The sequence below is a fragment of the Kosakonia sp. 1610 genome (assembly GCF_050435845.1).
Taxonomy (GTDB): domain Bacteria; phylum Pseudomonadota; class Gammaproteobacteria; order Enterobacterales; family Enterobacteriaceae; genus Kosakonia; species Kosakonia cowanii.
The window spans coordinates 165,427-190,924 of record NZ_JBNDKZ010000005.1; the positions used below are offsets into that span (position 1 = coordinate 165,427).

Annotated in this window: 26 protein-coding genes; 10 read left to right on the plus strand and 16 right to left on the minus strand. The window is 51.7% G+C overall.

Annotated features, from left to right (window positions below):
- Positions 1-2 precede the first annotated feature (2 nt).
- Both envC and ABIC80_RS15550 read left to right on the plus strand, forming a co-directional pair.
- The gene (gene envC / locus ABIC80_RS15545; protein WP_305207232.1) at positions 3-1,268 is read left to right on the plus strand and encodes a murein hydrolase activator EnvC; all 1,266 of its coding nucleotides are present in this window, start codon (positions 3-5) and stop codon (positions 1,266-1,268) included.
- A 2-nt stretch (positions 1,269-1,270) separates the two neighbouring features.
- The gene (locus tag ABIC80_RS15550) at positions 1,271-2,200 is read left to right on the plus strand and encodes a divergent polysaccharide deacetylase family protein (RefSeq protein ID WP_312118368.1); all 930 of its coding nucleotides are present in this window, start codon (positions 1,271-1,273) and stop codon (positions 2,198-2,200) included.
- Between the two features lie 6 nt (positions 2,201-2,206).
- Here the strand turns inward: ABIC80_RS15550 and ABIC80_RS15555 are convergent, their stop codons facing one another.
- From ABIC80_RS15555 to kbl, 3 genes are all read right to left on the minus strand, one after another.
- Positions 2,207-3,241 (minus strand): glycosyltransferase, encoded by a 1,035-nt coding sequence (locus ABIC80_RS15555; RefSeq protein WP_429177751.1) that lies wholly within the window; start codon positions 3,239-3,241, stop codon positions 2,207-2,209.
- Positions 3,242-3,528: 287 nt separating this feature from the next.
- A complete protein-coding gene (gene tdh, locus ABIC80_RS15560; RefSeq protein WP_429177753.1) occupies positions 3,529-4,554 on the minus strand; it encodes an L-threonine 3-dehydrogenase in 1,026 nt (341 codons plus the stop codon).
- Between the two features lie 9 nt (positions 4,555-4,563).
- Positions 4,564-5,757: a glycine C-acetyltransferase gene (gene kbl / locus ABIC80_RS15565; RefSeq protein ID WP_042718685.1), complete on the minus strand. Its 1,194-nt coding sequence runs from the start codon at positions 5,755-5,757 to the stop codon at positions 4,564-4,566.
- 214 nt (positions 5,758-5,971) lie between these two features.
- On the opposite strand from kbl, the gene rfaD reads away from it, so the two are divergent.
- From rfaD to ABIC80_RS15585, 4 genes are read left to right on the plus strand one after another with little or no spacing between them, the layout of a single operon-like run.
- Positions 5,972-6,904 (plus strand): ADP-glyceromanno-heptose 6-epimerase, encoded by a 933-nt coding sequence (gene rfaD / locus ABIC80_RS15570; protein ID WP_076769324.1) that lies wholly within the window; start codon positions 5,972-5,974, stop codon positions 6,902-6,904.
- Between the two features lie 2 nt (positions 6,905-6,906).
- Positions 6,907-7,953 (plus strand): ADP-heptose--LPS heptosyltransferase RfaF, encoded by a 1,047-nt coding sequence (rfaF, locus tag ABIC80_RS15575; RefSeq protein WP_128481891.1) that lies wholly within the window; start codon positions 6,907-6,909, stop codon positions 7,951-7,953.
- Between the two features lie 3 nt (positions 7,954-7,956).
- Entirely contained in the window at positions 7,957-8,916 is a 960-nt protein-coding gene (gene rfaC, locus ABIC80_RS15580; protein WP_429177755.1) for a lipopolysaccharide heptosyltransferase RfaC, read from the plus strand.
- A gap of 10 nt (positions 8,917-8,926) precedes the next feature.
- Positions 8,927-10,183: an O-antigen ligase family protein gene (locus ABIC80_RS15585; protein WP_429177757.1), complete on the plus strand. Its 1,257-nt coding sequence runs from the start codon at positions 8,927-8,929 to the stop codon at positions 10,181-10,183.
- Positions 10,184-10,217: 34 nt separating this feature from the next.
- Here ABIC80_RS15585 and ABIC80_RS15590 read toward each other — a convergent pair whose 3' ends face one another.
- The 9 genes from ABIC80_RS15590 to rfaQ all read right to left on the minus strand — a co-directional run bounded on the left by ABIC80_RS15590 (position 10,218) and on the right by rfaQ (position 19,236).
- Positions 10,218-11,300, minus strand: a complete 1,083-nt coding sequence (locus tag ABIC80_RS15590) for a glycosyltransferase family 9 protein (RefSeq protein ID WP_429177758.1) — start codon at positions 11,298-11,300, stop codon at positions 10,218-10,220.
- 26 nt (positions 11,301-11,326) lie between these two features.
- Positions 11,327-12,184: a 3-deoxy-D-manno-oct-2-ulosonate III transferase WaaZ gene (gene waaZ, locus ABIC80_RS15595; RefSeq protein WP_305207224.1), complete on the minus strand. Its 858-nt coding sequence runs from the start codon at positions 12,182-12,184 to the stop codon at positions 11,327-11,329.
- Between the two features lie 197 nt (positions 12,185-12,381).
- Positions 12,382-13,080 (minus strand): lipopolysaccharide core heptose(II) kinase RfaY, encoded by a 699-nt coding sequence (gene rfaY, locus ABIC80_RS15600; RefSeq protein ID WP_429177759.1) that lies wholly within the window; start codon positions 13,078-13,080, stop codon positions 12,382-12,384.
- A gap of 20 nt (positions 13,081-13,100) precedes the next feature.
- On the minus strand, positions 13,101-14,123 hold the full coding sequence (locus ABIC80_RS15605; RefSeq protein WP_429177760.1) for a glycosyltransferase family 8 protein: 1,023 nt from the start codon (positions 14,121-14,123) through the stop codon (positions 13,101-13,103).
- Between the two features lie 19 nt (positions 14,124-14,142).
- Positions 14,143-15,159 carry a lipopolysaccharide 3-alpha-galactosyltransferase gene (gene waaO / locus ABIC80_RS15610; RefSeq protein ID WP_288874831.1) on the minus strand — a complete coding sequence of 339 codons (1,017 nt, stop codon included), beginning with the start codon at positions 15,157-15,159 and terminating at the stop codon, positions 14,143-14,145.
- Positions 15,156-16,250: a lipopolysaccharide 1,6-galactosyltransferase gene (gene waaB, locus ABIC80_RS15615; protein ID WP_429177820.1), complete on the minus strand. Its 1,095-nt coding sequence runs from the start codon at positions 16,248-16,250 to the stop codon at positions 15,156-15,158. The genes waaO and waaB overlap by 4 nt, the downstream gene beginning before the upstream one ends.
- A gap of 19 nt (positions 16,251-16,269) precedes the next feature.
- On the minus strand, positions 16,270-17,067 hold the full coding sequence (gene rfaP / locus ABIC80_RS15620) for a lipopolysaccharide core heptose(I) kinase RfaP (RefSeq protein WP_429177761.1): 798 nt from the start codon (positions 17,065-17,067) through the stop codon (positions 16,270-16,272).
- Positions 17,060-18,184: a glycosyltransferase family 4 protein gene (locus ABIC80_RS15625; protein ID WP_288874827.1), complete on the minus strand. Its 1,125-nt coding sequence runs from the start codon at positions 18,182-18,184 to the stop codon at positions 17,060-17,062. The genes rfaP and ABIC80_RS15625 overlap by 8 nt, the downstream gene beginning before the upstream one ends.
- Entirely contained in the window at positions 18,184-19,236 is a 1,053-nt protein-coding gene (gene rfaQ / locus ABIC80_RS15630; protein WP_076769317.1) for a lipopolysaccharide core heptosyltransferase RfaQ, read from the minus strand. Before rfaQ ends, ABIC80_RS15625 begins: the two co-directional genes overlap by 1 nt.
- Positions 19,237-19,622: 386 nt before the next feature.
- Here rfaQ and waaA point away from each other — a divergent pair, with 386 nt between their 5' ends.
- Together waaA and coaD are read left to right on the plus strand one after the other, a co-directional pair.
- A complete protein-coding gene (gene waaA, locus ABIC80_RS15635; RefSeq protein WP_054802713.1) occupies positions 19,623-20,900 on the plus strand; it encodes a lipid IV(A) 3-deoxy-D-manno-octulosonic acid transferase in 1,278 nt (425 codons plus the stop codon).
- A gap of 8 nt (positions 20,901-20,908) precedes the next feature.
- Positions 20,909-21,388: a pantetheine-phosphate adenylyltransferase gene (gene coaD, locus ABIC80_RS15640; RefSeq protein WP_042714983.1), complete on the plus strand. Its 480-nt coding sequence runs from the start codon at positions 20,909-20,911 to the stop codon at positions 21,386-21,388.
- Positions 21,389-21,427: 39 nt separating this feature from the next.
- On the opposite strand, the gene mutM is transcribed toward coaD, so the two are convergent.
- The 4 genes from mutM to radC form a co-directional block, all read right to left on the minus strand.
- A complete protein-coding gene (gene mutM, locus ABIC80_RS15645; RefSeq protein ID WP_200580293.1) occupies positions 21,428-22,237 on the minus strand; it encodes a bifunctional DNA-formamidopyrimidine glycosylase/DNA-(apurinic or apyrimidinic site) lyase in 810 nt (269 codons plus the stop codon).
- Between the two features lie 78 nt (positions 22,238-22,315).
- The gene (gene rpmG, locus ABIC80_RS15650; RefSeq protein WP_003024094.1) at positions 22,316-22,483 is read right to left on the minus strand and encodes a 50S ribosomal protein L33; all 168 of its coding nucleotides are present in this window, start codon (positions 22,481-22,483) and stop codon (positions 22,316-22,318) included.
- 20 nt (positions 22,484-22,503) lie between these two features.
- Complete coding sequence (gene rpmB, locus ABIC80_RS15655) at positions 22,504-22,740, minus strand: 50S ribosomal protein L28 (protein ID WP_002436699.1); 237 nt, start codon at positions 22,738-22,740, stop codon at positions 22,504-22,506.
- 216 nt (positions 22,741-22,956) lie between these two features.
- Positions 22,957-23,625 (minus strand): RadC family protein, encoded by a 669-nt coding sequence (gene radC, locus ABIC80_RS15660; RefSeq protein WP_042714990.1) that lies wholly within the window; start codon positions 23,623-23,625, stop codon positions 22,957-22,959.
- A gap of 169 nt (positions 23,626-23,794) precedes the next feature.
- On the opposite strand from radC, the gene coaBC reads away from it, so the two are divergent.
- Together coaBC and dut are read left to right on the plus strand one after the other, a co-directional pair.
- A complete protein-coding gene (gene coaBC / locus ABIC80_RS15665; protein WP_042714991.1) occupies positions 23,795-25,009 on the plus strand; it encodes a bifunctional phosphopantothenoylcysteine decarboxylase/phosphopantothenate--cysteine ligase CoaBC in 1,215 nt (404 codons plus the stop codon).
- Positions 24,987-25,445 (plus strand): dUTP diphosphatase, encoded by a 459-nt coding sequence (gene dut / locus ABIC80_RS15670; protein WP_042714993.1) that lies wholly within the window; start codon positions 24,987-24,989, stop codon positions 25,443-25,445. The genes coaBC and dut overlap by 23 nt, the downstream gene beginning before the upstream one ends.
- The last annotated feature ends 53 nt before the right edge of the window (positions 25,446-25,498 follow it).

Genomic DNA, 25,498 nt, shown 5'->3' on the forward strand with positions numbered 1-25,498 from the left:
CCATGAGGGGAAAGGCGATTTTTTCAATTACATGGGTCGGGCTCCGACCTCTGCTCTGCGCCAGCGCACTCAGCGCTGGCGCTTTGCTGTGCGCCGTTCCCGCCCACGCGGATGACCGCGATCAGCTCAAATCCATCCAGGCCGATATCGCCGCCAAAGAGCGCGCGGTTCGCCAACAGCAGCAGCAGCGCGCAGGCCTGCTCGCACAGCTGAAAGCGCAGGAGGAGGCCATCTCCGCTGCCGCCCGCCAGCTGCACGAAACCGAAAACACGCTGGCAGAACTCAATAAACAGATTGATGAGATGAACGCCTCCATCGCCAAACTGGAGCGTCAGCGCGCGTCGCAGGAGCGCAACCTTGCCGCGCAGCTGGATGCCGCGTTTCGCCAGGGCGAGCACAGCGGTATCCAGCTTCTGCTGAGTGGTGAAGAGAGCCAGCGCGGTCAGCGTTTGCAGGCTTATTTCGGTTATCTCAACCAGGCGCGCCAGGAGACCATCGCGCAGCTCAAACAGACGCGTGAAGAGGTCACCTCGCAGAAAGCCGAGCTGGAAGAGAAGCAGAGCCAGCAGCAGACCCTGCTCTATGAGCAGAAAGCGCAGCAGGCGAAGCTGGAGCAGGCGCGAAACGAGCGTAAAAAGACCCTTTCCGGGCTTGAATCCTCAATTCAGGAAGGTCAGCAGCAGCTTAGCGAGATGCGCGCTAACGAATCACGTCTGCGCGATCGCCTTGCCCGCGCGGAGGCGGCAGCAAAAGCCCGCGCCGAGCGCGAAGCCCGTGAAGCGCAGGCGGTGCGTGAGCGGCAGAGCGAGGCCAGTCGCAAAGGCACCACCTATAAGCCAACCGAGAGCGAACGCTCCCTGATGTCCCGCACCGGCGGCTTAGGCTCGCCGGCAGGCCGCGCGATATGGCCGGTTCGCGGTCCGTTGCTCCACCGTTATGGCGAACAGTTGCAGGGTGAGCTACGGTGGAAAGGGATTGTTATCGGTGCGTCTGAAGGCAGCGAAGTCAAAGCCATCGCCGACGGACGCGTGATTCTCGCCGACTGGCTGCAGGGCTATGGCCTGGTGGTTGTCGTTGAGCACGGCAAAGGTGATATGAGCCTTTATGGTTATAACCAAAGCGCCCTCGTTAGCGTTGGCGCGCAGGTGCGCGCAGGCCAGCCGATAGCTCTCGTCGGGAGCAGTGGTGGTCAGGGCCGGCCTTCACTCTATTTTGAAATTCGCCGTCAGGGCCAGGCGGTCAATCCACAGCCGTGGTTGGGAAGATAGGTTTGCTTCAACTTCGCCGCATCGTGATTACTCTTGCCAGCGTGCTGGCGCTCTCCTCGCCGGTGTTTGCCGGCAAACTGGCCATCGTTATCGACGATTTTGGCTACCGTCCCCAGACAGAAAACCAGGTGCTGGCCATGCCGCAGGCGGTCTCCGTCGCGGTGCTGCCCAATGCCACCCATGCCCGCGACATGGCGACCAAAGCGCACAATAGCGGCCACGAAGTGCTGATCCATCTGCCGATGGCACCGCTCAGTAAACAGCCGCTGGAAAAAGATACCCTGCGCCCGGAGATGGGCAGCGCAGAGATCGAGCGCATCATCAGTGACGCCGTGAATAAGGTGCCTTATGCCGTCGGGTTGAATAACCATATGGGCAGCGCCATGACCTCCAGCCTGTTTGGCATGCAGAAAGTGATGCAGGCGCTGGAGCGCTATAACCTCTACTTCCTCGACAGCATGACCATCGGCAATAGCCAGTCGATGCGCGCAGCTTCCGGCACCGGGGTGAAGGTGATTAAGCGCAAAGTGTTCCTCGATGATACGCAGAATGAGGGTGATATTCGCCGTCAGTTCGACCGTGCCGTCGCGCTGGCGCGCCGTAACGGCTCGGCTATCGCCATTGGACACCCGCATCCGGCGACCGTACGCGTGTTGCAGCAGGCGCTGGCAAACTTACCCTCTGACATAACTTTGGTGCGACCGAGCGACCTGCTTCATGAGCCGCAGGTCGACAACTCAACGCCAGCCAAACCTGATGCACAGCCGCAGCCACCACGTAATCCGTTCCGCGTGGCGAAGGTGTGTAAAGCGAAGCAGAAGCCAGAGCCGGTGAATGCCAGCCGCTTCTTTAGCGTGGTGGGAGAGAGTATCAGCGAAAGTACGCTGGTACAGTACTTCCAGCACCAGTGGCAGGGCTGGGGCCGGAAGTAAGCAGCGCTAGTAGATTTTCACCGCTTTACGGGCAAGACGATGGTGTGACGTCGTCTTGTCCCGCCATTTGTATAGCCGAAGTGACCACAGCAGCGCCTGATAAGCAAGTTTAGGGCTGCGCACATTAGTGACCAGACGTTTAAACATTCCTGATGCATATATTTCGGCAATCATGCGCTTGCGAATTATTTCATCCGGCTCTTTTCGCACGGCATGGCATACGCGGAGTGCTTCATAAGTAATTTGTTGGTGGAATTCGGGATATATCGTAATGCGGTCAGCGTAATCGCGATTCAATTTCTCCAGCAGGCGCGTAATTTTCATGTAATGACGCTGATAGGCGAGGTTCTTTAATCCCTGGCGCTTCAGACGGCTGACCGAACAGCCATGGAGAAAATATTTATATAACGATTGTTCGGTATAACGCACGCGTTTGGCGTTATACATAAATTCGGTGCTCCAGATAATATCCTGGTGATGAAGCCCGGGAATAAATTCAATACGATTTTGCTTAATGACATCGTGGCGATAAACGCCCATCCAGACCACGTGCGTCCAGCGGCGGCTTGCCAGCGCCACTCTTAACCAGTCAGGCCCGCTGACTACGTCGGTAGAACGAATACGATCCAGCGGAATGGATTGCCAGGTGCTGCCGTTCTGCCGATCGCACCAGTCCGAGTTACACTGCGCGACATCCAGATCGTCTTCCAGCGCCATTTTCATCAGCGTTTCATACATTTGCGGATAGACAATATCATCGGCATCGACGAAAGCGATGTATTCACCTGTGGCATACGTTAAGCCACGGTTACGCGCCACCGAGGCACCGGCGTTACACTGGTGAATAAGCCGGATATGCGGATACTTCTTTGCGTAACGCTCTGCTATTTCAGCAGAATTGTCAGTCGAACCATCATTAACAATGATGATTTCAAGCGCCGTCCAGGTTTGCGCTAACAGGGATTCCATGCAAGGTACAAAGTCATCGCCCGCATTGTAGAGGGGGATAATAACGCTAAGCTTACCAGGGCTATTCATCATTAATTACCTGATTCATTGTCATTACAGTGACTATTTTTAAATTGTTTTAATTAAGAAAAAATTAAGGTCGGTCAGATTGAGTAGGTAAATTCTCAGACACAGCGGTTGCGATTAAGTTTCATCGCCGATGCGAACTAAGAATATTCAGAATAGTCGGGGGAGTTAAAGGACGTAATAAGAGTATTGCGTAATTGCGAAGAATTTATGACACTGACAAAAGTTTACATTTAATAATCTGTTTTGAGATTTGTCGCAGAAAAAAGGGCCATTATCTGGCCCTTACTCTTTTAATCCCAGTTAATCACGACTTTGCCGGATTGACCCGAACGCATCGCGTCAAATCCCTTCTGGAATTCATCAATCCCGAAGCGGTGGGTAATGATCGGTGAGAGGTCAAGACCGGACTGGATTAGCGCTGCCATCTTGTACCAGGTTTCGAACATCTCACGGCCATAAATCCCTTTGATAAACAGCCCTTTGAAGATGACTTTGTTCCAGTCAATCGACATCTCCGAAGGCGGAATGCCAAGCATGGCAATGCGTCCGCCGTGGTTCATGGTATCGAGCATGGTGCGGAACGCCGCAGGCGCGCCGGACATCTCCAGACCTACGTCGAACCCTTCCGTCATCCCCAGTTCCGCCATCACCTCGGTGAGGTTCTCTTTAGCGACATTTACCGCGCGCGTGACGCCCATTTTGCGTGCCAGCTCAAGACGATATTCGTTCACATCGGTGATCACCACATGCCGCGCGCCAACGTGTTTGGCGACCGCGGCCGCCATAATACCGATGGGACCTGCGCCGGAGACCAGCACATCTTCGCCCACCAGATCAAAGGAGAGCGCCGTATGGACTGCGTTACCGAACGGGTCGAAAATCGACGCCAGCTCGTCAGGGATATTGTCCGGGATTTTGAAGGCGTTGAAGGCCGGAATCACCAGATACTCCGCAAAACAGCCGGGACGATTGACGCCTACGCCGACGGTATTGCGGCATAAATGGGTGCGGCCCGCGCGGCAGTTACGGCAGTGTCCGCAGGTGATATGCCCTTCGCCGGAGACGCGATCGCCGATCTTGAAGCCTTTCACTTCCTGACCGATGCCAACCACTTCACCCACGTATTCATGACCGACCACCATCGGTACCGGAATGGTTTTTTGCGACCACTCATCCCAGTTGTAGATATGCACGTCGGTGCCGCAAATCGCGGTTTTGCGGATCTTAATCAGCAGATCGTTGTGCCCAACTTCCGGTTCCGGCACATCGGTCATCCAGATGCCCTCTTCCGCTTTCAGTTTGGATAACGCTTTCATTTCACGTCCTCAGATCACACCCAGTTGTTTACCAATGCGGGTAAAGGCTGCTACCGCGCGTTCAATTTGTTCTGGCGTATGGGCCGCCGACATCTGTGTACGAATACGCGCCTGGCCTTTCGGCACCACCGGGAAGAAGAAGCCCGTGACGTAAATGCCCTCTTTTTGCAACTCGCGGGCAAAGTTTTGCGCCACCACGGCATCGCCAAGCATCACCGGAATAATGGCGTGATCGGCACCCGCCAGCGTAAAGCCCGCAGCGCTCATCTGTTCGCGGAACAGGCGGGCGTTGGCCCACAGGCGGTCGCGCAGTTCGCCGCCGGACTCCAGCATCTCCAGCACTTTGATCGAGGCGCTGACAATCGCTGGCGCCAGCGAGTTGGAGAAGAGATAAGGGCGCGAACGCTGACGCAGCCACTCCACCACCTCTTTACGCGCAGCGGTATAACCGCCCGATGCGCCGCCGAGCGCTTTGCCAAGCGTCCCGGTAATGATGTCGACCCGGCCCATCACCTCGCAATATTCGTGCGTTCCGCGGCCGTTGGCACCGACAAAACCGACGGCGTGGGAATCATCAACCATTACCAGCGCATCATATTTATCCGCCAGGTCGCAGACGCCCTGCAGGTTGGCAATCACGCCATCCATTGAGAAGACGCCATCGGTGGCGATCAGCACGTGGCGGGCACCCGCTTCGCGCGCTTCTTGCAGGCGCGCTTCCAGTTCCTGCATGTCATTGTTGGCGTAACGGTAGCGCTTCGCTTTACACAGACGCACGCCGTCAATGATCGACGCGTGGTTGAGGGCATCAGAAATAATGGCATCTTCCGCGCCGAGCAGCGTCTCAAACAGCCCGCCGTTTGCATCGAAGCAGGAGGAGTAAAGGATGGAGTCTTCCATGCCGAGGAAATCGGCCAGCTTCTTCTCCAGCGCTTTGTGGCTATCCTGCGTACCGCAGATAAAGCGCACCGAGGCCATGCCGAAACCGTGGCTATCCATACCGGCTTTCGCGGCGGCGATCAGCTCCGGGTGGTTGGCAAGGCCAAGGTAGTTGTTGGCGCAGAAGTTGATGACGTGGCTACCATTCGCCACGGTGATATCAGCCTGCTGCGCTGACGTGATAATGCGTTCCTCTTTGAACAACCCTTCCGCACGTGCGGTTTGCAGATCGTTCGTTAACTGTTGATAAAAATCCCCACGCATCGCAATTCTCCAGACTGGGCAAATTTCGGCACATATTACCCAAAGCTATACGTTGATACGAGATGACGCTTCACTGCTTATCCGTTTTGCAGCATAAATCACGCATAGCCCTCCCCTTTCCCGGGGAATGGCTGAAGGGGCAGCAATGTGATGGTATGATAAAGTTATTCGTGTCTGAGATTGTCTCAACGCTTCATTTTGCAAAGGTACAGTTATGATCATCGTCACTGGCGGCGCGGGTTTTATCGGCAGCAATATCGTTAAAGCCCTGAATGACAAAGGCATCACCGATATCCTGGTGGTGGACAACCTGAAAGACGGCACTAAGTTTGTCAATCTGGTCGACTTGCATATCGCCGACTATATGGATAAAGAGGATTTTCTGATCCAGATTATGTCTGGCGAAGAGTTCGGCGAGATTGAAGCGGTGTTCCATGAAGGTGCGTGCTCCTCCACCACCGAGTGGGATGGCAAGTACATGATGGAGAACAACTATCAGTACTCCAAAGAGCTGCTGCACTACTGCCTGGAGCGCGAAATCCCCTTCCTGTACGCCTCATCAGCAGCCACTTACGGCGGCCGCACCTCGGACTTTATTGAATCGCGCGAATATGAAAAGCCGCTTAACGTCTACGGCTACTCGAAAATGCTGTTCGACGAGTATGTGCGCAGCATTCTGCCGGAAGCGAACTCACCGATTGTCGGCTTCCGCTATTTCAACGTCTATGGCCCGCGCGAAGGGCACAAAGGCAGCATGGCGAGCGTCGCTTTCCATCTCAACACCCAGCTGAACAATGGCGAGAGCCCGAAACTGTTTGAAGGCAGCGACAACTTCAAGCGCGATTTCGTCTACGTTGGCGATGTAGCGGCGGTCAATCTATGGTTCTGGGAAAACGGTGTCTCCGGCATCTTTAACCTCGGCACCGGACGCGCGGAGTCCTTCCAGGCCGTGGCGGATGCCACGCTTGCCTTCCATAAAAAAGGCAGCATTGAGTACATCCCGTTCCCGGACAAGCTGAAAGGCCGCTATCAGGCGTTTACGCAGGCCGATCTCACCAATCTGCGCGCGGCAGGCTACGACAAGCCGTTTAAAACCGTGGCTGAAGGCGTGAGCGAATATATGGCCTGGCTGAACCGCGACGCGTAAGTATGAAAATTCTGGTCATTGGACCCTCCTGGGTAGGCGACATGATGATGTCGCAGAGTCTCTACCGCACGCTGAAGGCGCGCTTTCCCCAGGCGATAATCGATGTGATGGCACCCGCGTGGTGCCGTCCGCTTTTATCGCGCATGCCGGAGGTTAACGAGGCGATCCCGATGCCGCTCGGCCACGGCGCGCTGGAGATTGGCGCGCGCCGTAAGCTGGGGCACAGCCTGCGCGAACGGCGTTACGATCGCGCCTACGTGCTGCCAAACTCCTTTAAATCTGCGCTGGTGCCCTTCTTTGCCGGCATTCCACACCGTACCGGCTGGCGCGGCGAAATGCGCTATGGCGTGCTTAACGATGCGCGGGTGCTGGATAAGCAAGCCTGGCCGCTGATGGTCGAGCGCTATGTTGCGCTGGCCTATGACAAAGGCGTAATGCACTCGGCGAAAGATCTGCCGCAGCCGCTGTTATGGCCGCAGTTGCAGGTCAATGAGAGTGAGAAGCTGCAGGTTTGTGCGACCTTCGACCTCGCGGCTGAACGCCCGATGATCGGTTTTTGCCCCGGCGCCGAGTTTGGCCCGGCAAAGCGCTGGCCGCACTATCACTACGCTGAGCTGGCGAAACAGCTTATTGATGAAGGTTATCAGGTGCTGCTGTTCGGTTCGGCAAAAGATCACGACGCGGGTAATCAGATTCTGACCGCGCTGAGCATTGAGCAACAGGCGTGGTGCCGCAATCTGGCGGGAGAGACGCAGCTTGAGCAGGCCGTGGTGCTGATTGCCGCCTGTAAAGCGGTGGTGAGCAATGATTCAGGTTTGATGCACGTTGCCGCCGCGCTCGATCGCCCGCTGGTGGCGCTTTATGGCCCCAGCAGCCCCGATTTCACGCCGCCGCTCTCCCACAAAGCGCGCGTGATTCGCTTAATCACCGGCTACCACAAGGTACGCAAAGGCGATGCCGCAGAGGGGTATCACCAGAGCCTGATCGATATTACGCCGCAGCGCGTGCTGGATGAGTTAAATGGTTTGTTGCTGGCAGCAGAAGGATAAGCGATGCGGGTCTTGATTGTGAAAACCTCGTCAATGGGCGATGTGCTGCACACGCTGCCTGCCCTGACCGATGCCGCGCAGGCCATTCCGGGCATCCGTTTTGATTGGGTAGTGGAAGAGGGATTTGCCCAGATTCCTTCATGGCACCCAGCGGTCGACCGGGTTATACCGGTGGCGATCCGCCGCTGGCGCAAAGCGTGGTTTTCCGCGCCTGTTACGGCAGAGCGCCAGGCTTTTCGCAACGCGGTGAAGGAGAGGCAGTACGACGCCATAATCGACGCGCAGGGTCTGGTAAAGAGCGCCGCGCTGGTCACCCGGCTGGCGCATGGTGTGAAACATGGGATGGACTGGCACTCCGCACGCGAACCGCTGGCGAGCCTGTTCTATAAACGCCGTCACGCCATTGCGAAACAGCAACATGCGGTTGAGCGGACGCGCGAACTCTTTGCAAAGAGTCTGGGCTATACCAAACCGCAGGCGCAGGGTGACTACGCCATTGCGCAGCATTTCACCTCCAGCGCTGTGCCAGCTTCCTCCTATGCCGTCTTTTTACATGCCACCACGCGAGATGATAAACACTGGCCGGAGAGTCACTGGCGCATATTGATTGGCCTGCTTAACGGTAGCGGTTTGCAGATTAAGCTCCCCTGGGGAGCCCCTCATGAAGAGGCGCGTGCGAAGCGGTTAGCGGAAGGGTTTGATTATGTTGATGTGCTGCCGAAGATGAGTCTTGAGAAGGTCGCACAGACACTGGCTGGCGCGAAGTTCGTGGTATCGGTGGATACGGGCCTCAGTCATTTGACGGCGGCGCTGGATCGACCAAATGTCACGTTATATGGCCCAACCGATCCTGGGCTTATTGGCGGGTATGGAAAAAACCAGCATATATGCCGCGCGAGTGATGGCGACTTAGCCCATCTCAGCGCAGATACCGTTTTTAATGAGATAGCCTGTTTAGCATAAAGGAAAGTGAATGCCAGTCTCTATGAATGCGCAAACCTGGAAGGGGCGAAGTGAAAAAGCCGCCTTTATTATGGAATATGGTACGTTTATTTTTAGCGCCGTTACGCTTCTGGTAGCGATGGTAAATAATAATTTGAGCATGAAGTTACTAAATATTTGCGGCATTCTCGCGATATTAACTCTTATTCTCAAAGGAAGATCGTCAAATATAAGCTGGAAAGGTTTCGCGTTGCCAGCGTCTATTCTATTTATTGGCATTATCGATCTTATCTGGTACAAGCTTTTTAAAGTTAATAATTCGCCCTTCCAGGCGACGTATCATAACTACATCAATACCGTGCGGGTCTTTATTTTCGGATTCTTCATGGTATTGCTGGCCGCAACGACAAAAATTAAGTACAAAAGCAGCGCGCTGCTTTATCTTCTCTATTCCGTTTCGTTTATTATTCTGGGCTACGCTCTTTTCCAGAAACATTCTCTTGGCATGGATAGAATCGATTTTGGCATTGGTTCATCAACGGGCGCCGCTTACTCCATTATGCTGGTTGGTTTGATCAGCGCGGTATCTATTCTGTATACACCTAAAAGCCATCCGCTTTTATTTGTGCTGAATACAGTAATGGTTTTTGCTGCTCTGGTGATGACGCAGACCCGCTCATCCATTTTGATTTTCCCGGTTATCTGCTGCATAACGATCGTCACTTATTACCTTAAGAATCCGAAAAAACTTTTCCTGGGAATTTGTGGTTTCTTAACATTTATGATTGTTCTTGGCCTTGTTTTCAGTCAGTCAATTGCCACACGATACGATGCGGCCGTTAATGACATAAACTTATATCAGCAGGGTAACGGTGACACCTCTCTCGGTGCGCGGTTTGCGATGTACGAATCCGGCATGACGCTCTTTAAAGAGGCGCCCTTAAAATGGCGCTCAGCAGAAGAGCGTTCACAGGAGGTTGAAAGTTTAATCGCAAAAAATAAAACATTAAGTTCTGCGATGATATATATCAACGTCCACCTGCATAACGAAATTATAGAAAATGCCTCGCTCAAAGGTATTGTCGGCGTAATATCTGTGCTCTGTTTTTATGCCGCGCTGATGTTTTCTGCCTACTACTATCGTGCGCTGGGGCTATTTGCTTTCAGCCTTGCAATAATTGGGACTGGGTTAAGCGATGTGCTTATCTGGGCGAGAAGCGTGCCGATTATCATTATCTGCGGCCTGACGCTGCTTCTACTTTTCAATAAGATCCGCAGCGCGCAATAGCATGCTGACTCAATGGCCACCGCGTGTGGCCATTTTATTGCGTTGCGTTCATCCTGCCCGCCATCAAGCTTTCCAGCCCGTTAACTAACGTGCGCTCATCGATATCAGAGACGAAATGCGTGGGGGAGATAATTTGCTGCGCATACTCATTATTTGGCGCCCAAATCAGCGGCGAGGGATACTCAACGGTACGGGCCTGAGGGTAGAGGGCCAGCATCGGTCGGTTAAAGGCTGAAGCGATATGCACCAGCGCGGTATCGACGGAGACAACGTATTTGCTGAGCTTCGTTAAGGCTACGGTGTAGATAAAATCAGGGTAAGGCAGCGTTTCGATATTGTTTACAGGGATGGACGATAAGTCATCCGGATGTCCAGTATAGATAATTCTCAGACCAGGATGGTGCTGTGCAAACCAACTGTGGATAAGCAGCATCTGTTCAGATGAAAGACGGCAAATCTTCTTGGCACCCAGTGGATTGATAACAACAACGTCAGACGATCCTACGAACGCGCTTACCGCCTCTTCGACATCGGCCGGAATAGCGATATCGTAGCGATAATCATCGTCGGCATCGCAGCCGAAAAGCTGTCGCACAATGACGTTTGTGCGCGAAGACATATGCTCGTGTAACTGCTCGTCATGGGGGTTATAACGCGAATAGTAGCGCTTGTACCATTTATCAAATCCCAGCACGAACGAATCCCGCAAGCCCGAGAGCAGCAGCGCGTGACCAAAGCAGGGAAACGTTTCAAAGGGATCGAGAACAACATCGAACTGCCGCTCTCTTAACTGGCGGCGTAGTTTAAGCGTTTCCGCCAGGCTGTTCGATTTTTTTATGAACAGCTGCTCGATATGTGGGTGCGCTTTGAGAAAAGCGTGCCCTGTGCCGCAGGAGAGAATCGATAACGTGATACCTTTTTTGGCCAGTATTCTGTAAAGCGCACTGAGCACAATCAGGTCGCCAATCTTGCTGTTGTCATGAATTAACAAGCAGCTCTTGATGCTTTTGCCATCTACATCAGTCCCCCTTCTATTTTTTAAAAATAGAGAGAGAAAATTGATTTTAATTTTATTGATTAAATGCTTTTTCTTCTTGTGGAAAGTTCCAAGGCGCATTTTTCTTACCAAAAAGGTGTTTGCCACTAGTTAGCAAAGGTGTTTGCTTTGCGTTCGAAATCAATTTTTTCATGCAACTCGTGACTGTTTTTATAATTATTTGTTTCAAGCTCACCGGGTTGAATGAAAGGAATGATGTCGTAACTAATTGCCGTGTCATCTGAAAGATTATAGATATTAATATCCGGAATGTTCGCCCGCATAAAAATGAAGAAAGGCAAAATCTTCGGCAGATCTTTACTTAATTCAGATGGCATTGGGTTACTGCTTTCGTCATAAAATCGGCGGCAGGTGTTCGTCAGATCAAGGCCTGAGCAAATAATTGCGCTGTATTGCAACGAATAGGCAATTTGAATCGCAGTGTAAGCCACCGTATGGCATGAACAATATCCCAAAGCGATATCTTTACTGAAGCCAACGAGGCGCCCTTTCTTCGACCATGGGATATTAATGAGCAAATTTTTATGCAGGCGGCTTTTCATCAGGAATTTTACCTTTTTAACCGCACCACCTTTTTCTCGTTTGTAGAAGGCGCGCAGTATCAGGCAATTTTCGCGCAGATAACGCTTATCTTCTTCCGTTGCAGCCTCGTAAACATCCGCATTAACGATGGTAAAACGGCTGCTGCGGCTGAATTTATAAAAGTCATCACGTCGCTGCAGCAAAAAACGGGCGTCCGTTAAAACGTAAATCAACGGAGTAATATCGTTCTCTATTAAATACGCCGCCGATCCGTTGACCGCGATGATATCCCGACTGCGAAGAATCGACAGGGGCGTCTTCTTTGACGTAGGCCCAGAGAGAAAGATAACAATGTCATCTGAAGACTTGTGTCTTTTCAACCGTTCAACACATGCATGTGTAATATATTTAATATTTTTCATAATAAACCTGTTAGGATTAATACATATTACCGTTTCAGACTAACAATATGCTTATCTTTAATTATGCTGGCCAAACTTGAAAGCTTTAGGCGGTGTTGCTATTTTTTCACCGCCTTTCCACTATGCTTATCACTATTAAAATTTTGCAGGCGATATAAAAGTAATGAGCAAGAAACCCAAAAACATTTTACGCTTTTTCAGCGAACTGGCTTACCTTTTATCCTACGAATAAAATTACGCACTTTTTTCTTATAAATAAACTGGTAGTAACCGAGATCTTTTATGCTATTAGCGATACCGTAATGCCGTTCCAGGTCGATGCGATCTTTCGCTTTTCGTATCCGGGACGGTGATTTACCGGACAAATCGATAATCCTGACCTCGCCGTTTTGAATGATAAAATTGCCTTTATGCGGATCGCCTGAAACCATGCCATTTTGGTGCAATTCATCTATCGACAGTTTGATTTTTTGTTTTAGCTCATCATCAATAGAAGTAAAATCTGCTAACTCAATGCCATCAATATATTCAATTAACATAATATAGGAGTGGGCAAAGCGAAATGTCTTTTTGGCAGCCAGCAGATAAAAATCATTTATCGCATCAGCGCCATTTGCACGGATACGTTCAGTCTGATGAAACAAGGCTTCATAATAATCGCCCTTGAAAATAGACTTTAGAAAACGCTCAGCTTTTTTCTGCTTAGGTGCGAAGACTTTTAAAATATACTTTCCATATTCCGTATTAATTAACACGACTTTTGTATCATCAATACTGCGAAAAACTTTTATCACATCGAGATTATAATCCATGAAATCTTTAAAGATTTTCAGGTATTTTTCACCACCAGTTTTGGTGAAAACAACATAATCCCCAACTTGATATTTGTCACTCATAAATTAGACCAGCTATTATTTTATTTTGAATGTAAAGAATATTTTCTCAGAAGATATAAAAAACCTGCTTTGATACCTGCCATATATTTATGTTGCACCAGAAGATGTTTGTATCGCTTCTTAAACTCAATAAATGTCCTTGCGTCACGCGGCGGTTGATCATTCCAGGGTGAAGCAGCTAACGCAGTTTGGTAATAAATAGTAGATGGATACGTCGCCCATTTATGCCAGGGTTTTGTGGCACCGGTATAATGTATTAATACGGTTTCATCTGAAATAATATTCTTGAAATTTTGGTGAGTACGATCTTTTAACTCACTTTTGATGGTATAAATTGTATTAAATTTACCCGGCAGAAAATGGACTTTATCTTTTAATAATACATTAAGCACATCCTGATCCGGGTACTTAAATTGTATGCCGCGGTTATTTTTATCAAGCAGGATCGAGAATGCCTGATTAGTGAGATCGTTTTTCACCCACTCTTTAAGATTGGCAAACACCACGCCAGAGTTAAAATAATTGTTGCGGATTTCGGGATCTTTTAATCTTTCGATAGCTTTACTTTGCATCGAATCAACATCCCTGACCACTGCGGCAGCAACGTTTTCAAGATTACACGCAGCCAGTTCATCAAGCTTACCTTTACAAAAGACGTCGGCGTCGAGATACAGCAATTTATCGAAGCTATCGCTAAAGTACTCGAAGACAAATAACCTGAAATACATGGCACGCGACCATATTTTAGTGCTCGGAAGATCGCTCAGGCATTCAGCATTAATCAAGTATAAGCTGATCTTGATTGCATACTTCTCAGCCAGAAGGGCAATTCGTTTCAGGAAACAGTCATCATACTCATCGGAAATGATGTGATAACTAATGTTGATGCTGTTATTAATTACAATCGACGTTATTGATACGCCAACCCAATCAAGATAGTTGCGATCAATTCCATAGGCGATGTTTAGAGCGTTGGTTGTTTTCTCTTTGCTATGATCAAAAACTTCGAATTCAGAAATTTTAATACCTGGAAATGAGTCCACTGCATCACCTATGTATTTTTTAGTTTGCGATTTTCTTTTGAAAATAGAACAAATAACTAATCAACCCTTTAACGAACTTCTTCTGATGCAGCATGTGCTTAGCACAATATCGATACTGATTGGCATTCGTTGGTTTCAGTAAGCGATCGTTTTTCCACGGCGACTCTCTTTTAGCCCGCAGAAAACCTTGTGAAACAGGATAATCTGACCAATCATGCCATGGTTTTGTTGGCCCAATATAATGGATAAATACCGTATTTTCGTTTACCGGATTTACTACACCCGTTTTTAATTCATAATTAATGCTGTACTGAGTATTGAATTTTTTATCAATAAACTTCGCTTTATCCACCAGCAGCATATTTAACACATCTTGATCGAGATGCGTAATTTTTCCAGCCACAACCGGATCGCGTAACATTTCAATCGCATTGCGCGAGATATCATTCGCCGTCCAGCTCGGAATATTAATCAGCAAAAAGCCGGCATTAAAATAACCGTTAACTAACCCAGGCGAGTCCAGGCTTACCGCTCGCTTTTGCCACCAGGTGATATCACCTTCCGCGACCACTGCGGCGATCTCATGCTCGCTAAACTCAAGATCAATCAGCTCCTGAACGCTACCCTGGCAGGCGATATCCGCATCGAGATAGAGGACGCGGTCGGCTTTTTCCGTAAAGTAATCGGCAATAATGAAGCGGAAATAGGTCGCATAGGTCCAGTTTTTGGTACTGGGAAGCGATTTTAATTTATCGCAGTTGACCAGATAAACCGTAATTCTTGACTGGTACTGCTCAGCGAGTGAAGAGAACTTTTTGTTATCCTCTTCTGTTATGTAATCGGTAAAGACATGGAAGGATAAACGCTTATCTTTGTTATTTAAAAGAATTGACGCTATTGAAATCCCACATCCATAGAGAAAATTTTTATCGATGCCGTAGGCGATATTGAACGTACTGATGTCAGCATCAGGCAGATAGTTGTAATCCTTTATCGAAAGAATCACTTCTTTCTCATCAAAATAAGTTTGGCTCATTTAATGCTCGTTGTCAGTGCAGCGAGGACAGAGCGAATCGCCTCTCGCATATTTCGATTATATGTTTCAGTGTAAAACGCGTTGATTGACTGCTTAATCGTATCCGGCTCAAACGCGGTGTGACGATCAACGACCTGCTGTAGTAATGTCACAAATTCAGCCATATCGCCCGGCGGATAGAGGTAACCATTCACGCCCTGGCGAATAATATCCTCCGGACCGGCCACACAGTTTGCGCTGATACAGGGAATGCCCCATGACATCGCTTCCAGCAACACCATGCCGAAACCTTCAAAGGATGAGGTCAGCAGCAATGCAGATACTTTTTTGATCTTGTCCCGGACCACCACCCAGGGCTGGGCCTGCCAGCCATGCCAGGTGATGTTGCTGTCGATATTGAGTTTGCGCGCGTAGGCCTTGCACTTATCAAAATCGGAGCCATCGCCAATCGCATGCAGATGCCAGTCGCCTTTGACCTGCGCGAGGCCATCAAGCAGATCTCTAACCCGCTTCTGCCCCTCAAACTTCATCCGACCAACGTATAAGAACGTTGTTGTCTCGTCCGCCTTCGGGGCGGGAATCGTTTCAGTCTGCGGTTCAACCGGGTTATAGATGACGTGGATCATCTCTGGCGCAATGTGCCGCGCCTCCATCTGCGTTTTGATGCCACTGCTTATCGCGAGGTGGTAATCAGCCCAGGCTACAGCGTCGCCGTGCTTTTTGTGATCCAGCGAGAAATGCGGCCAGGACAAAACGGTAAAACGATGTTTGCTTTTACGCCGCGCTCTGTTTGCCAGAAAGCAGGAGGGCGTATCAATGCAGATAACGAGGTCGGGCTTATGCTCATCTACCCAGCGCTTGAAATTGCGGATATGTATCGCGCGCCTGAGAAAGCTGAGTTTGATGTTTGAGAAGGAGTAAGCGGCGTTAATCCCCGCCAGCCATCCTTTATCCATTTTGTCGTTACGGCAAAAAAAGAACATCTCGCACTGCGCAAAGGCATCTTGCTGAAAAGAGTGAATGACGGCTTTGATGACCGTTTCCATACCACCAAAACCCGATACCGCTTCACCAACAAATGCAATTTTCATTGAGTGACCACTTCTCATTTTAGAGAGACTTACGTTCCGTTCTTTCGCGGATCTTTTCAGCACGGGCCTGCGCTTTCGCTAATAAGCCCGCTTCTTGCTGAACAATCTTTCGCGGCGATGCGGCAAAGTAGACGGTAAGAAAACGCCAGATATCCCGCTGGGTAAGACCAATATTGAGTGAAGAGAAGTAGAGCCCAATCAGATCTTTATCGCGCCAGCGCGTCGGCACATGCGCGCGCATCTGTGCACGATGAAGATCGATCACCGAGATTTTCAGGCGCTGTTCATCGCCGTCAAAAGGTAGATGAAGCAGAAAATGGCAGATGTAGCAGTCGCGATGGTTTACACCCGCCTGGTGCATCTCTCGCACCATGGTCGCGACGCGCCGAATAATCATCCGTTTGACCCGCGGTTGCGGCGGCGTTGTCAGCCAGTCGGCGCAATAGTCTTCCAGGCTAATGGTTGGCGTCAGATCTTCAGTGATAATAAAGGACTTTTTATTGATAGGGTTGGCACCCTTTTCGCCAAACCCAACGCCGTGCATGGTATCAACACCCGCATCATGCAGACGATGAATGGCTTTCCACTCGCGATCGGCACCCAGCACCGGCAAGCGCAGCGAAAGCAGATTTTTCACCACCTCTTTAAACGCGGTGCCCTGATGCCATTTCAGGAAATAGCTTTTACCGGCAAGTTCAAAACGCAGGGTGCGGCGCGTTTCAAGCTGGCGAAACACCTCTCCCTGTAGCTTTTCAACCTCGGCAAACGCATCTTTACCCCGCCAGAGTGTCGCCAGCGGCTCTTTCAATTCAACCATTCACTTCACCCGTAATGATGTCCGCCGCTCTCTCCGGCAGGCTATAAAGATCTTCTGTGTCTGCAAAGTGGCGCGCTCGCGCAGCCCACGCTTCGCGCAAGGCAGGCTCTTGCAGCGCACGCTGTAGCGCCTCGTTCAACGCGGCCTGAGACCATGGTTCTTCAATCACCACGCCGCACTGCGCGCGGGCAATGTAGTGCGCATATCCACAAACGGCGCTGACAATCACCGGCAGGCCAGCTGTTATCGCTTCGAGCAGCACAATCCCCGCAGCTTCCTGGTAGGCAGGATGCATCAGCAGATCGGCACCCGCCATCAGTTCAGCCACATCGCTGCGCCCGGAAAAGAAGTGCACATTCTCTTTAATGCCAGCCTTCGCCGCCTGGGCGGCAAATCGCCCGGGTTTGTCCTGGCCGACCACAAACAGTGTCGTCTTCTTTCTTAATGCTTCTGGCAGGGCGGCAACAGCGGCAAGCGTTCGATCAACGCCTTTCCTGCTGAAATCGGATCCAACCTGTAACAGCCAAAACTGATCCTCCGCGATACCACTCTTTTCACGGTAGATCTGGCGGGCATTGGCGATCTGCTGGCTGTATTTACGATCCGGATAGATCCCCGGAGGCAGAATGTGAAACCTGTCGCTTTCGGTATGGTAGTGCCGTTGAAAATCGCCAATCTGCTTATCCGTTAGCATCAGCAGCTGCGTCGCTTTCCCTTGTTCAAAGGTCGCTTTCTCAAAGGCGGCATAATGGCGATAGCGAGACGTCAGGCGGTAAAAGAAGCCCTTCTCCTGCGCCACTTTTTCGGCGTAGCAAACATCGGCCGCATAGTAGACATCAAGGCCCGGCATTTTATTAAAGCCGACCACGCGATCGGCGGGATGTTGCGCCAGATGCGCCACTACCCAGGCGTGATATTCAGCGTTGCGACCGTGGTTGGTGCGCGAGGTGACCGGGACGCGGATCAGCTCAAACCCGGCTGGCACATCGCCTTCCCAGGACTGGACATAAACCCTGACATGATGCCCGCGCCCGGCAACGGTTTGCGCAATACGCATAAAGTCGCGCTGCAGGCCGCCGAACGGAAAATATTTGTATAAGCAGAAAGCGACAATCATCAGGAGACGCCTTCTAAAGAGGGCAGCATTTTCTCCGTTGCCGCGATGACATCTTCTGCCGGAATGACCGAGAGATATTTCTTGTTTCTGTCCAACTGGCTGCGCGCTGGCATCGGCTGATAATTGCCGGCCCAGAACTGAATAATGTTGTCGCTCCACGGGCGCCAGAAAACGTGGTCGGTCGCGCCAAAGAGACAGATAATCGGTGTCTTCACCGCGGCGGCGATATGGCCTGGCGCGGAATCCACGCCAATAAATAGCGCGGCGTGCGCAATTAAGGCACCGAGTTCAGGAAAACGCGTTTTACCCGCCAGAGAAGTGACGGGCCTGCGCGCGCATCCGTGGGCAATCTCCTCAACGCAGGCGAGATCGTCCGCACCAGGGCCGGAGGTCAGCACAACGTCATAGCCCCGGGCTTGCAGGGCATCAATCACCTGCGAGAATTTTTCATTGTCCCAGCATTTAAACAGCTGTCGGGCAGTCGGCTGCACAACGACATAGTGCTCGCCAACGCCCGCCTCATTCAGCGCGCTGCGCATACGCTCCCAGTGTTCGGGCGCGTAGCTCATGGTGGTATCACGGCAGAAGTCAGTGATACCCAGCGGAACAAGGGTCGATAAGTTACGTTCTACCGCGTGCTCACCGGCAAAGGGTGCGAGATGGGTAAAACTCTTTTTCCAGAAAGCGGACTGCCGATGGGCGTAATCCTGCGAAATTTTCACTTTTGCCGGCAGAGAGCGTACCAGCGGCGCCACGATATGCTGATCCGTCAGGTTGACGATGAGATCGTAATTATTCTTGCGTAATTGACTCACCAGCGAGAAGAAGTTCTGTATCTTTTCCTTTAATGGCGCCCCTTTATTGCTCATGCCATAAAGAGCATGAATCTCGGGGTTTTCGGATAAGATTGGCATTGTGTCTTTGTAGAGCAGCATATCAATGCGCGCATCAGGATAGTTGCGTTTTAACGTGCTAACGACCGGCGTGGTCAGCAGCATGTCTCCATGAAAACGCATTTTAATAACCAGAATTCGGTGAAATCGCTTTTCCACAATCGGCTCTTCTTGATGTGATATCCGTGAAAAAATTACAGGCACGCTACCGCCCCAGGCTCGACAGCTACCTGAACACTGATATTGCGCACTTATAGATCTTTTATTGTACCACTTCTTTACCACCAATCCGATCTGAAGCACTTTTCAACAAAGCCCTTAAAAAGATTATAAAAATCAGGTTTATAGATAAAAATTATTGCTTCATGGTCATAATGGGTCCGCGCTGAAACATTCAATAAACTAGATAAAAATGAAAAAAAATTGATAAGACTGATACAAATAACGTGATAAGAGGTGAATTTGACCGATTTCAGCAAAAGTAATAGCAATGGCGGTACTAAATACATAAAATCCCCAGCACATTCCTAAGCCTGCAACGTACTATGCTCCAATTGCTCTACACCACACTTCTGTACATCATTCAGCCGCTGATTTGGGTGCGGTTGTGGGTGCGTGGTGCAAAAGCTCCGGCTTACCGCAAACGCTGGGGCGAGCGCTATGGCTTCTACAATAAGCCGTTAAAAGCAGGCGGCATCATGCTGCACTCCGTCTCGGTCGGCGAAACACTGGCGGCGATTCCGCTGGTTCGCGCCTTACGTCACCGTTATCCTGATTTACCCATTACCGTCACAACCATGACGCCAACTGGCTCCGAGCGCGTGATGTCAGCATTCGGCGGCGACGTTCAGCATGTCTATCTGCCTTACGATCTGCCCGGCGCGCTAAACCGTTTCCTTGATAAGGTCGACCCCAAGCTGGTGTTGATTATGGAAACCGAGCTGTGGCCCAACCTGATTAGCGCGCTGCATAAACGAAACATTCCGCTGGTAATTGCTAACGCCCGCCTCTCGGCGCGCTCCGCCGCTGGCTATGCGAAGCTGGGTAAATTTATTCAGAAGCTGCTGCGCAAAATTACGCTGATTGCCGCGCAAAACAGCGAAGATGGCGACCGTTTTATCGCACTTGGCGCCAAACGCAATCAGCTTACCGTAACCGGTAGCCTGAAGTTTGATATCTCTGTCACACCGCAGCTTGCCTCCCGCGCTGTCGCCCTGCGTCGTCAGTGGGCGCCGCATCGTCCGGTGTGGATTGCTACCAGCACCCACGAAGGCGAAGAGAGCATTATGCTGCTCGCGCATCAGGCCTTGCTAAAACAGTTTCCTGATTTACTCTTGATTCTGGTTCCGCGTCATCCTGAACGCTTCCCTGACGCCGTAAATATGGTGCGCGAGGCGGGCTTGAGTTTCATCACGCGCTCTTCCGGCGAGATCCCTTCAGCCAGCACGCAGGTGGTGGTTGGCGATACGATGGGCGAGCTGATGCTGCTTTACGGCATTGCCGATTTGGCCTTTGTCGGCGGGTCGCTGGTAGAGCGAGGCGGTCATAATCCTCTTGAAGCCGCCGCGCATGCGATCCCGGTGTTGATGGGGCCGCATACGTTCAACTTCAAAGATATCTGCGCGCGGTTAACGCAGGCTGATGGGTTGATCACCGTAAACGATGTCGATGCGCTCATCAAAGAGATCACCTCTTTGTTGACCGATGAAGATTACCGGAATTTTTACGGTCGCCACGCAGTGGAAGTGCTCTACCAGAACCAGGGCGCTCTGCAGCTTCTGTTGCAACTGCTGGAACCCTATCTGCCACCTAAAGCGCAATAAGGTTGATTATGCAAAAGCGGGCGATCTACCCAGGTACGTTTGATCCCATCACTAACGGGCATATCGATATTGTGACGCGTGCCGCCGCGATGTTTGATGAGCTGATACTGGCGATTGCCGCCAGCCCAAGCAAAAAGCCGATGTTCAGCCTTGATGAGCGCGTTGCGCTGGCGAAGCAGGCAACAGCGCATCTGCAAAATGTCACGGTAGTCGGTTTTAGCGATCTGATGGCTAACTTCGCGCGTGACCAGCAGGCCACGATTTTGATCCGCGGTCTGCGTGCAGTGGCGGATTTTGAGTATGAGATGCAGCTGGCGCATATGAACCGGCATCTGATGCCGAATCTGGAAAGCGTCTATTTAATGCCGTCGAAAGAGTGGTCGTTTATCTCCTCTTCGCTGGTCAAAGAGGTGGCGCGCCATCAGGGCGACGTCGCACATTTCCTGCCGCAGCCGGTTCACCAGGCGCTGCTTGATAAGCTGAAGTAAGCTTCGATGCCGGATAGCTTATCCGGCTTTACTCCACACCTATTTTTGGCACTGACGACAGTAGAACGTCGAGCGCTGCGCATGTTTTGCCGCCACGATTGGCGTACCGCAGATGCGACACGGCTGCCCTTCTCGCCCGTAAACCTGCAACTCCTGCGCGAAGTAACCCGGTTTGCCGTCGCTTTGCAGAAAGTCTTTCAGCGTCGTCCCGCCCTGCTCAATGGAGCGTAACAGCACCGCTTTGATCACGCGAACCAGCAGTTCGTAATCCTGCTGCGAGAGGGATAAAGCGAGCCGATCGGGATGGATCCCGGCGGCAAACAACGATTCGCTGGCATAAATATTCCCGACGCCCACCACCAGCTTGTTATCCATCAGCCAGGGTTTGATCGCCGTTTTCTTCTTCGCGCACTTCTCTCGCAGATAGTCGGCATTAAACGCATCGCTCAGCGGCTCCGGGCCGAGATGCGCCAGCACGTTATGCCCTTCCAGCTCTTTGGTCCACAGCCAGGCGCCAAAACGACGCGGATCGGTGTAACGCAGCACTTTGCCGTTACTCATCACCAGATCAACATGGTCATGTTTTTGGGCGGGAAGCTCATGGGGAAGAATGCGCAGACTGCCGGACATACCGAGGTGAATGATGATCCAGCCATCCGGCAGCTCGAGCAGCAGGTATTTAGCGCGTCGCTGCACGCTGAGCACCGGTTTGTCGCTCAGGCTGTGGATCTCTTCGGAAACAGGCCAGCGTAAGCGGCCGTTACGTACCACCGCATGCAGGATGGTTTCACCGACCAGGTGCGGTTCAATGCCTCTGCGGCTGGTTTCAACTTCAGGTAATTCAGGCATCTCATCTCCGGCTTTTTGCGGGCTATCAGAAATGCAAAAACCCCGACAGTGCGGGGTTTTTGTTCAAGAAAACTAAAATTATTTAATTTTAGCTTCTTTGTACAGCACGTGCTGACGGACAACTGGATCGAACTTTTTCAGTTCCAGTTTTTCCGGCTTAGTACGTTTGTTCTTCGTGGTGGTGTAGAAGTGACCAGTACCAGCGGAAGAAACCAGCTTGATTTTCTCACGAATACCTTTAGCCATGATTTATATCCTTTAAGTACTTAGTACTTTTCGCCACGGGCACGCAGTTCAGACAGAACTGTATCGATGCCTTTCTTATCAATTACACGCATACCTTTAGCAGATACACGCAGGGTGACAAAACGCTTTTCGCTCTCAACCCAAAAACGGTGAGAGTGCAGGTTCGGCAGGAAACGGCGTTTAGTCGCGTTCAGTGCGTGGGAACGGTTATTACCGGTCACCGGACGCTTGCCAGTAACTTGGCAGACTCGGGACATGTCTATTCTCCAAAAATCAAATTAGCTCGAGCTTCGTATGGGGTATTGGCGCCTCGTCAGGCTTTACAGCCCGGTCATCGCAGTTCTATGTGAACTCTCGATTGCCAGGCCCAAATGCCAAACCCGAGATTCTCAAAGGTGGCGTAGTATACGCTGACTCGGCGGTGTGCTCAAGTCCCGAACAGACAAAGATCCCGATGGATCGCGCAAAGTGGTCTAAATCCAACCGCGTTCCGCAAAAGAAACGCACTCGCCGCGACCAATGACCAGATGATCAATAACGCGAATGTCCATGAGTTGGCAGCATTTTATCACTCGTTCGGTGATGGCCTTATCTGCTCTGCTGGGCTCAGCATTACCCGAGGGGTGATTATGCGCGAGGATCACGCCGACCGCATTGAATTTTATCGCTTCGCGTAAAATTTCTCGCGGATGCACCTCAACGTGGTTAATCGTGCCGGAAAAAAGCCGGGCATGTTTGATGATGCGGTTGCGGTTATCAAGCAGGATCACCATAAAGACCTCCCGCTCTTCGTTCGCCAGCTGGCTCTGCAAAAACTCCCGCACCATCTCCGGGCTCAGCAGAGAGCTCTCCTCGGCAATACGCGCGTTGTAGGAGCGCCTCGCCAGCTCGCCGATGCCCCTGAGCTGCGCATATTTGGCGACACCAATGCCCGAGATAAACCGAAACTCATCATAGTCGGCACAGAGCAGAGAGTGGAGCGAGCTGAAGTGGTTTAGCATCTCCCGCGCTACCGTAAGTACGCTTTTCCCGCACGCGCCGGTGCGTAAAAACAGCGCCAGTAACTCAACGTCCGTAAGGGACTCAACGCCCAGCTGCATCATTTTTTCGCGCGGCTTTTGAGGAATTAACACAATCGCCATATCCACACCTCCCTGTCAGAAACTCATGCTGCCACATCCGGGAATGCTCATCGAATGGCACTTTTCAACGTTGCGTAGCGCCTCGCAAAGTGGTTTACGGGCATAGGCACGACGACATCAGGATTGTGATAAAATCCCCAACCTCTGGCGAATCCAACGGGAAAGAATCATGACAACTCTGGCGGGTAAAAAAATTGTCCTCGGCGTAAGCGGCGGTATCGCGGCCTATAAAGCGCCTGAGCTGGTGCGTCGCTTGCGCGATCGCGGCGCGGAAGTCCGCGTGGCGCTGACCGAGGCCGCCAAAGCCTTTATCACACCGCTGAGTCTGCAGGCCGTTTCCGGTTACCCGGTCTCCGACAGCCTGCTCGACCCCGCTGCGGAAGCGGCAATGGGGCATATCGAGTTGGGTAAATGGGCCGATCTGGTGATTCTGGCACCCGCCACCGCTGATTTAATCGCCCGTGTCGCAGCGGGCATGGCAAACGATCTGGTCTCAACCATCTGCCTGGCCACCCCGTCACCAGTTGCGGTTGTTCCGGCGATGAATCAGCAGATGTACCGCAACGCCGCTACCCAGCACAATTTACAGGTGCTCGCTTCGCGCGGCCTGCTGTTGTGGGGGCCAGACAGCGGTAGCCAGGCGTGCGGTGATGTCGGCCCGGGCCGCATGCTCGATCCGCTGACCATCGTTGATATGGCCGCGGCTCACTTCTCGCCGGTCAAGGATTTGCAACATCTGAACATTATGATTACCGCCGGTCCGACCCGCGAACCGCTGGATCCGGTGCGCTACATCACTAATCTCAGCTCCGGCAAAATGGGCTTCGCCATTGCTGAAGCGGCCGCGAAACGCGGCGCGAATGTGACGCTGGTTTCAGGCCCGGTGTCGCTGCCTACGCCCGCCTTTGTTCAGCGCGTGGATGTGACCACTGCCCTTGAGATGGAGGCGGCGGTTCAGCAGCGCGCCCAGCAGCAGCATATTTTTATCGGTTGTGCAGCGGTCGCAGACTACCGCGCCAGCGAGATCGCACCGGAGAAAATTAAAAAGCAAGGCGATGAAATCACAATAAAAATGGTGAAAAACCCTGATATCGTCGCCGGCGTTGCGGCGCTCACCAGCCATCGACCTTATGTTGTTGGGTTTGCCGCGGAAACGAATAATGTGGAAGAATACGCCCGGCAGAAACGCGCCCGCAAAAACCTCGACCTGATTTGCGCCAACGATGTTTCGCAATCTAATCAAGGCTTTAATAGCGACAACAACGCATTACATCTGTTCTGGCAAGATGGCGATAAGCGCTTGCCGCTGGAGCGCAAAGCGCTGCTGGGACACCTATTACTGGACGAGATTGTTACCCGTTATGATGAAAAAAATCGACGTTAAGATTCTGGACCCGCGCGTGGGTGAGCAGTTCCCGCTGCCGACCTATGCCACCTCCGGCTCCGCCGGTCTTGACCTGCGCGCCTGTCTGGATGACGCCGTAGAGCTGGCGCCAGGCGACACCACGCTGCTGCCGACTGGTCTGGCGATTCACATTGCCGACCCAACGCTTGCCGCCGTGATTCTGCCGCGCTCGGGCCTGGGTCATAAACATGGCGTGGTACTGGGCAACCTGGTTGGGCTGATTGATTCCGATTACCAGGGGCAGCTGATGGTCTCCGTCTGGAACCGTGGAAAAGAGAGCTTCACCATTGTGCCTGGCGAGCGTATCGCGCAGATGGTCTTTGTACCGGTGGTGCAGGCTGAATTTAACCTGGTGGAAGAGTTCGATGCCACCGTGCGTGGCGAAGGCGGCTTTGGCCACTCCGGGCGTCAATAATCCGCGCTATTTAACGCATTACACAACACTATAACGCGATAAGATGACCGCAA